Below are 7,668 nucleotides of genomic sequence, written 5' to 3' on the forward strand. Positions count from 1 at the left end.
CGGGAGTGGGTAGTGTGTCGTGTTTTTTTTGAAAGGAAGAGGCGGCAAGAGGAGGAGGGTGGGCTGGTGGGGGGCGGGGAGTTTTTAAAAAGAGCGGGGGGCGGGGGCCCCGGGGGGGGGGGGGGGGGGGGGGGGGGGCCCCCCCCCCCCCCCCCCCCGCCCGCGCCGGGAGTCCCATGCTGCTCCGCCTGCTCCGCGAGTACCTGCGGCCCTACCGCTCGCAGGTCGCGTACGTGCTGCTGCTCCAGCTCGCGCAGACCATCGCCACGCTCTACCTGCCCAGCCTGAACGCCGACATCATCGACAAGGGCGTCGCCGTCGGCGACACCGGCTACATCCTGCGGATCGGCGTCCTGATGCTCGGCATCAGCCTGCTCCAGGTCCTGTGCTCGGTCCTGGCCGTCTACTTCGGCGCGCGCGTCGCGATGTCGTTCGGCCGGGACCTGCGCGAGGGGCTGTTCACCCACGTGCAGGAGTTCTCCGCCCGGGAGGTCGCGCAGTTCGGCGCGCCCTCGCTCATCACCCGCACGACCAACGACGTGCAGCAGGTGCAGATGGTCGTGCTGCTGACGTTCACGATCATGGTGATGGCCCCGATCATGCTGGTCGGCGGCGTCGTCCTCGCGCTCCAGGAGGACGTCGCGCTGTCCCGGCTGCTGCTCGTGGTCGTCCCGGTGCTGGGCGTCGTCGTCGGGCTGATCGTCAGCCGGATGGTGCCGTACTTCCGCGTGATGCAGCAGCGGATCGACGGGATCAACCGCGTCATGCGCGAGCAGATCACGGGGCTGCGGGTCATCCGGGCGTTCGTGCGGGAGCGGCGGGAGGCCGAGCGGTTCGGCCAGGCCAACGACGCGCTGTTCGACACCTCGCTGCGCGTCGGCCGGCTGATGTCGCTGATGTTCCCGGTCGTCATGCTCATCATGAACGTCACCAGCGTCGGCGTGCTGTGGTTCGGGGCCGGGCGCATCGACGCGGGGGAGATGCAGGTCGGGGCCCTGACGGCGTTCCTCAGCTACATCATGTACATCCTGATGGCCGTCATGATGTCGACGATGATGTTCGTGATGGTGCCCCGGGCCGTCGTGTCCGCGGAGCGCATCGCGGTGGTCATGGACACCGAGTCGTCCGTCGTCCCGCCGGCCGCACCCGTCCGGCTCGCGCAGCCGCGCGGGCGCGTCGAGCTGCGGGACGTGGAGCTCCGGTACCCCGGGGCGGAGCGGCCCGTGCTGCACGGGATCGACCTGGTCGCCGAGCCGGGGGAGACCACCGCGGTGATCGGCTCCACCGGGTCCGGCAAGACGACGCTGGTCAACCTGGTGCCGCGCCTGTTCGACGCCACCGGCGGCAGCGTCCTGATCGACGGGGTCGACGTCCGGGACATCGCGCCGCAGGACCTCTGGCGGCTGATCGGGCTGGTGCCGCAGCGCCCGTACCTGTTCAGCGGCACGGTCGCGTCGAACCTCCGGTACGGGAACCCCGACGCCGCCGACGACGACCTCTGGCACGCGCTCGAGGTCGCGCAGGCGCGGTCGTTCGTCGAGGAGCTGCCCGAGGGGCTCGACGCCCCGATCGCGCAGGGCGGCACGAACGTGTCCGGCGGGCAGCGCCAGCGGCTGGCCATCGCGCGGGCGCTGGTCAGCAAGCCGGCGATCTACCTGTTCGACGACTCGTTCTCGGCGCTCGACTACGCCACCGACGCCGCGCTGCGGGCCGCGCTCGTGCCCGAGACCCGGCACGCCGCGGTGATCGTCGTCGCGCAGCGGGTGGCGACCATCCGCGACGCCGACCGGATCGTCGTCCTGGAGGAGGGCGCGGTGGTCGGCACCGGCACCCACGCGGAGCTGATGGCGAGCTGCCGGACCTACCAGGAGATCGTGCTGTCCCAGATCAGCGCGGAGGAGGCGGCGTGAGCACCGAGGACGAGACCCGCACCGAGCAGGCACCGGTCGCCGCGCCGCGCCGGATGCCCGGGCGGGGCATGGGGCCCGGCGCCGGCCTGGGCATGCCCGGCGAGAAGTCGCTGGACTTCCGCGGGTCCGGCCGGCGCCTGCTCGGCGTGCTGCGCCCCGAGCGCTGGCGGCTCGTCGCCGTGGTGCTGCTCGGCATCGCGTCGGTCGCGCTCGCGGTCACCGGCCCGAAGGTGCTCGGCAGCGCGACGGACGTCATCTTCGACGGGGTCGTGGGGCAGCAGCTGCCCGCGGGCGCCACGAAGGCGGAGGCGATCGAGGGGCTGCGCGCGCAGGGGCAGGACCGGCTCGCCGACATGCTCGGCGGGATGGACGTCGTCCCCGGGCAGGGCGTCGACTTCACGGCCCTGCGCGGCCTGCTGCTGGCGGTCGTCGCGATCTACGTGGCGTCGTCCCTGTTCGGGTACCTGCAGGGCCTCCTCACGACGGGCGTCGTGCAGCGGGTGGTCTACCGGCTGCGCGAGGACGTCGAGGCGAAGCTCGGCCGGCTGCCGCTGCGGTACTTCGACGGGCAGGCCCGCGGCGAGGTCCTGAGCCGCGTCACGAACGACATCGACAACGTCGCCCAGACGCTGCAGCAGACCCTGTCTCAACTGATCACCGCGGTGCTCACCGTGGTGGGCGTGCTGGCGATGATGGTCTGGATCTCCCCGCTGCTCGCGCTCGTCGCCCTCGTCACCGTGCCGCTGTCCGTGGTTGTCACCGCGGCCATCGCGAAGCGGTCGCAGCCGCAGTTCATCGCGCAGTGGCGGTGGACGGGGTCGCTCAACGCGCACATCGAGGAGATGTACACCGGCCACGCGCTGGTCAAGGTGTTCGGGCGCCAGGAGCAGGCGATCAGCCAGTTCCACGACCAGAACGGCGAGCTGTACGCGGCGTCGTTCAAGGCCCAGTTCATCTCCGGGATCATCCAGCCCGCGATGGGGTTCCTCGCGAACCTCAACTACGTGGTCGTGGCCGTGGTGGGCGGGCTGCGCGTCGCGTCGGGCTCCCTCACGCTCGGCGACGTGCAGGCGTTCATCCAGTACTCGCGGCAGTTCACCCAGCCGATCACGCAGATCGCCTCGATGATGAACCTGCTGCAGTCGGGCGTCGCCTCCGCGGAGCGGGTGTTCGAGCTGCTCGACGCCCCGGAGCAGGAGCCCGACCCGGACCGGCCCGCGCGGCTGCCCGAGCGGGTGCGCGGACGCGTGGTGTTCGAGGACGTGTCGTTCCGGTACGTCCCGGGGACGCCGCTGATCGACGGCCTGTCGCTGGTCGCGGAGCCCGGCCAGACGGTCGCCGTCGTCGGCCCCACCGGCGCCGGCAAGACCACGCTGGTGAACCTGCTCATGCGGTTCTACGAGATCGACGGCGGGCGGATCACGCTCGACGGCGTCGACACCCGCGAGCTCACCCGCGACGACCTGCGCTCCCGGGTGGGGATGGTGCTGCAGGACACCTGGCTGTTCGGCGGCACGATCCGGGACAACATCGCGTACGGGGTCGAGCACCCGGACGAGGACCGGATCGTCGAGGCGGCCGTCGCGACGCACGTCGACCAGTTCGTGCGGGCGCTGCCCGACGGCTACGACACGGTGGTCGACGACGAGGCGGCGAACCTGTCCGCCGGCGAGAAGCAGCTGCTGACCATCGCACGGGCGTTCCTCGCCGACCCGGCGATCCTCGTGCTCGACGAGGCGACGTCCTCGGTGGACACGCGCACCGAGGTCCTCGTGCAGCAGGCGATGAGCACCCTGCGCTCCGGGCGGACCTCGTTCGTCATCGCGCACCGGCTGTCGACGATCCGGGACGCCGACGTGATCCTCGTGATGGAGCACGGGTCGATCGTGGAGCAGGGCTCGCACGACGAGCTGCTCGCGGCCGGCGGGGCCTACGCGCGGCTGTACGCGAGCCAGTTCGCGGCGGCGGTCGCCCTCGAGGACTGACGGGGCGCGGGCCGGTCAGTCCGCCGGGCGGTCCGAGTAGCCGGCGGCGAGGGCGTGCAGGAACGCCTCCTCCGCCTCGTACGGCGCCGTCGCGGCCGTCTCGCCGTCGTCGTCCAGCGGCAGCAGCTGCTGGAGGGCGCCGGCGTGGGCGTTGACCAGGTCCACCACCGCGGCGCGCCACTCCTCGTTCGACCGGGGTGCCGGTCCGGGCGTCGCGTCGAGCCCGAGCAGCGCCGCGTCGACGGGCGTCCCGGAGGCGGTCGCCGCCTCCAGGGCCCGTGCGACCGACGCCTCGACGTGGTCGTCGTCCTCGACGCAGGCCAGCAGGGCGGTCCAGTGGTCGCTCATGCGAGCCATCGTGCCCCGGACCTGCGCGGTCGGCGACCGCGGGCGGGGCCCCGGCGCCGCTGCGACGTGGCTGCGAGGCCGCTGCGAGGGTGCGGGTCTGTGCTGGTCCCGCACGCCGCGGCGCAGCCCGTGGCCCGACCCCCTGGAGGACCGCATGACCACGACCGCGACGCAGGCCGGCCCGTCGGACCTGTTCCAGCCCGTCGGTGGCACGACCGAGGAGGTCGCCGCCCGCGTCATGGCGGCGAGCCTGGGAGCCCAGGAGCTCGCGGCCGTCCACGCGGGCGAGCGCCTGGGCTGGTACCGCGCGCTCGCCCGGCACGGTCCCTGCCGGGCGGAGGAGCTGGCGGCGCTGACGGCGACGCACGGGCGGTACGTGCGGGAGTGGCTCGAGCACCAGGCCGCCGCCGGGTACGTGACGGTGGACGGTGACGCGTTCGCCCTCACGCCCGGGGCGGCGGAGGTGCTGACCGACGTCGACTCCGCGGCGTACCTCGCGCCGCTCGGGCGGATGCAGGCCGCGAGCGGGCGGGTCGTCGACGACCTGCACGCGGCGTACCGGTCGGGCGGCGGCGTCTCGTGGGAGCGGCTCGGTGCCGACGCCCGGGAGGCGCAGGCCGCGCTGAACCGGCCGTTCTTCCTGCACGGGCTCGCCGGCCTCGTCGCCGAGGCGCTGCCCGAGCTCGACGGGCGGCTGCGAGCGGGGGCTCGCGTCGCGGACATCGGCTGCGGGGAGGGCTGGTCGTCGGTGGGGCTCGCGCTCGCCCACGAGGAGGTCGAGGTGACCGGGATCGACGTGGACGCGCCGTCGGTGGAGGCGGCGCGGCGGCACGCGGCGGCCCTGGGCGTGGAGGACCGGGTGCGGTTCGTGGCGTCGGACGCGGCGGCGGTCGAGGCGGGCGGGGAGCGCTACGACCTGGTCACCGCGTTCGAGTGCGTGCACGACATGGGCGACCCGGTGGCGGTGCTGCGGGCGGCGCGGGGCCTCGCGGCGCCCGACGGCTGGGTGCTGGTGGTGGACGAGCGGGTGGAGCCGGAGTTCACGGCGCCCGCCGGCCCCCTGGACCGCTGGTTCTACGGGTTCTCGCTGGGCGTGTGCCTGCCCGACGGGCTGTCGCACACCGGCGGCGTCGGCACCGGGACGGTGATGCGGCCGGCGACGCTGGAGGGGTACGCCCGTGCGGCGGGGTTCTCAGCCCTCGAGGTCCTGCCGGTCCGGCACGACCTGTTCCGGTTCTACCGCCTCCACCTGTGACCCGCCGATCCGGTCCGCGGCGAGGGACAGGTCCTGGGCACGCCCCTGCGCGACGAGCTGCCGCAGCCGGCGGGCCCCGAGCTGCTCGCCCAGATCCGCGCGGACGGTGGCCAGCGCATCGGCCTCGACGCCGTAGGTCTCCGGCAGGTCGGGCGCGGTGACCGTGCCGAGCAGGCGGGCGGCGTCGTCGGGCCTGCCCAGCCGGAGCAGCAGCGGGACCGCGTTGCGCAGCGCGGTGAGCAGGTGCGTGCGGTCACCGGTGGGGGCCCAGGCCCGTGCGAGGTCCAGCAGCTCGTCGAGGGCGCCCGCCGGGTCGGGCCGCCGGGCGACGGCCGCGACGGTCGCCGCGCGCGCGACCCCGGACAGGTACCGGTTGCCGGTCCCGTCCGCCAGCGCGCGCGCCTCGCCCAGCGCGCCGAGCGCCGCCTCCGGGTCGGTGCGCGCCAGCACCTCCCCGGTGCTGAACGCCAGCCATCCCCGGTCGGTGGGCGCGGCGTGCACGGGGTGGACGGCGTGCTCCAGGGCGGCCAGCGCGGTGCGGGCCTGCGTCGGGCGGTCCCGGTAGGCGGCGACGAGCACCGGGTACGTCAGCCCCACGGTGCGGTAGTGCGGGTCGCCGGCGTGCTGGGCGGTGGCGGCGATGCGGGCGCCCAGCGCCACGGCCTCGTCCGTGCGGCCCTCGTACAGGGCGAGGTCGGCCAGCACCTCCAGGGCGTGCAGCCGGTCCGCGACGTCGGTCGCGGTCGCGAGGGCGGCGGCGGCCCGGCGCCCGGCGGCGGCCCGGTGGCCCTGGACCAGCGCGCGCGCGGCGAGGGCCGCCAGCACCGCGGGGGCGTCCTCCCGGCCCGGCACCGGCCAGGCGAGCACGTCGGTGCGCAGGGCGTCGACGGCGTGGACGTGCAGGGCGCGGGTCAGCCGGACCGCCACCTCGGGATCGTGGGTCGCGGACCACGCGTGCGCGAGACGCAGGTCGGGCAGCAGCTCGGTCAGCCGGGCGCGGGCGTCGGCCTCGCCCGGTCCGCGCAGCGCGTGGTCGGCCTCACGCGCGACGCCCAGCAGCACCGCCGCGTGCCGGGCACGCAGGTCCTCGGGCGGCGGGCCCACCACCGCGCGGACCGTCTGCAGCATCCGGTAGCGGGTGCGGCCGCGGGCGTCGTCCCGCACGAGCAGCGAGGCGGCCGCCAGCTCCTCGGCGGTCGTGGCCGGGACGTCCAGCACCCGCGCCGCGAGGTCCGGGGGGCAGGCCGTCGCGAACACCGGCCACCCGTCGAGCGCGCGGCGCGCGTCGGGCGGCAGCAGCTCCCGGGACCACGCGACCACCGCGCCAAGCGACCGGTGCCGCGCGGGGGCGTCCCGGCGCGGGGACGCGAGCGCGGCCAGCGCGGCCAGCCGGGCATCCAGCAGGTCGGCGACGTCGGCGACGCTCAGCGTGGCGGTGCGGGCGGCCGCCATCTCGAGCGCGAGCGGCAGCCCGTCCAGGCGGGCCACGACGCGCTCGACGGGGTCGTCACCGTCGTCGCCGGCCGGCGGCTCAGAGGCGGGCGCGTGGCCGCCGGCGGCACGCGCGCGCTCGCGGAACAGCACCGCCGCGGGGGAGTCGGGGCCCGTGGTGCCGAGCGGGGCGACGGGGACGACGTGCTCGCCGGCCACCCGCAGCGGGGTCCGGCTCGTCGTCAGCACGCGCAGCGGCCCCGGCTCGGACAGCAGCAGGTCGACGCACTCGGCGACGGCCGCGGGCAGGTGCTCGCAGTTGTCCAGGACCAGCAGGAGCTCACGGTGCCCCGCCCGGGACAGCGTGCGCGCCGGCGGGTCCTCCGGGTCGGCGTCCAGCGCGGCGGCCACGGCGGCGGGGACGGCGGCGGGGTCCCGCACGGCGCCCAGCTCGAGGAACCGGGCCGGCGTCCCGGCGCGGGCGGCGGTCTCCAGGGCGAGCCGGGTCTTCCCGACGCCACCGGGACCGACGAGCGTGACCAGCGCGACCCGCCCGAGGAGCGTCAGCACCGCCGCGACCGCGGCCATCGGGCCGGGGGCGGGCCGACGGCGGTGCGGCGGGGGCTGGCTCCTCCCGGGCCAGCGCGGCTGGTGCCCGCGCCTGCGCTCGCGCGCCTCGCGCGAGCCGGAGCGGCCGTCCGCCGCACGCCCCTAGCAGGGCCGCTATGCTGCGCGCCCC

General features: G+C 75.6%; 5 protein-coding genes. 3 read left to right on the forward strand and 2 right to left on the reverse strand.

The genetic code is table 11. The annotated features are described in order from the left end of the window. The first annotated feature begins 176 nt into the window (after positions 1–176). Positions 177–1,910 (forward strand): ABC transporter ATP-binding protein, encoded by a 1,734-nt coding sequence (locus KJP73_RS18305; RefSeq protein ID WP_213284318.1) that lies wholly within the window; start codon positions 177–179, stop codon positions 1,908–1,910. A gap of 53 nt (positions 1,911–1,963) precedes the next feature. Next, positions 1,964–3,895: an ABC transporter ATP-binding protein gene (locus KJP73_RS18310; protein ID WP_249669534.1), complete on the forward strand. Its 1,932-nt coding sequence runs from the start codon at positions 1,964–1,966 to the stop codon at positions 3,893–3,895. Between the two features lie 15 nt (positions 3,896–3,910). Here KJP73_RS18310 and KJP73_RS18315 read toward each other — a convergent pair whose 3' ends face one another. Beyond that, complete coding sequence (locus KJP73_RS18315) at positions 3,911–4,243, reverse strand: hypothetical protein (RefSeq protein WP_213284319.1); 333 nt, start codon at positions 4,241–4,243, stop codon at positions 3,911–3,913. Between the two features lie 154 nt (positions 4,244–4,397). On the opposite strand from KJP73_RS18315, the gene KJP73_RS18320 reads away from it, so the two are divergent. After that, positions 4,398–5,498, forward strand: a complete 1,101-nt coding sequence (locus KJP73_RS18320; RefSeq protein ID WP_213284320.1) for a class I SAM-dependent methyltransferase — start codon at positions 4,398–4,400, stop codon at positions 5,496–5,498. Here KJP73_RS18320 and KJP73_RS18325 read toward each other — a convergent pair. Continuing rightward, complete coding sequence (locus KJP73_RS18325; protein ID WP_213284321.1) at positions 5,436–7,499, reverse strand: ATP-binding protein; 2,064 nt, start codon at positions 7,497–7,499, stop codon at positions 5,436–5,438. The two genes, KJP73_RS18320 and KJP73_RS18325, sit on opposite strands and share 63 nt — an antisense overlap. Positions 7,500–7,668: the final 169 nt, after the last annotated feature.

Source organism: Cellulomonas hominis (assembly GCF_901521055.1).
Classification (GTDB): domain Bacteria; phylum Actinomycetota; class Actinomycetes; order Actinomycetales; family Cellulomonadaceae; genus Cellulomonas; species Cellulomonas endometrii.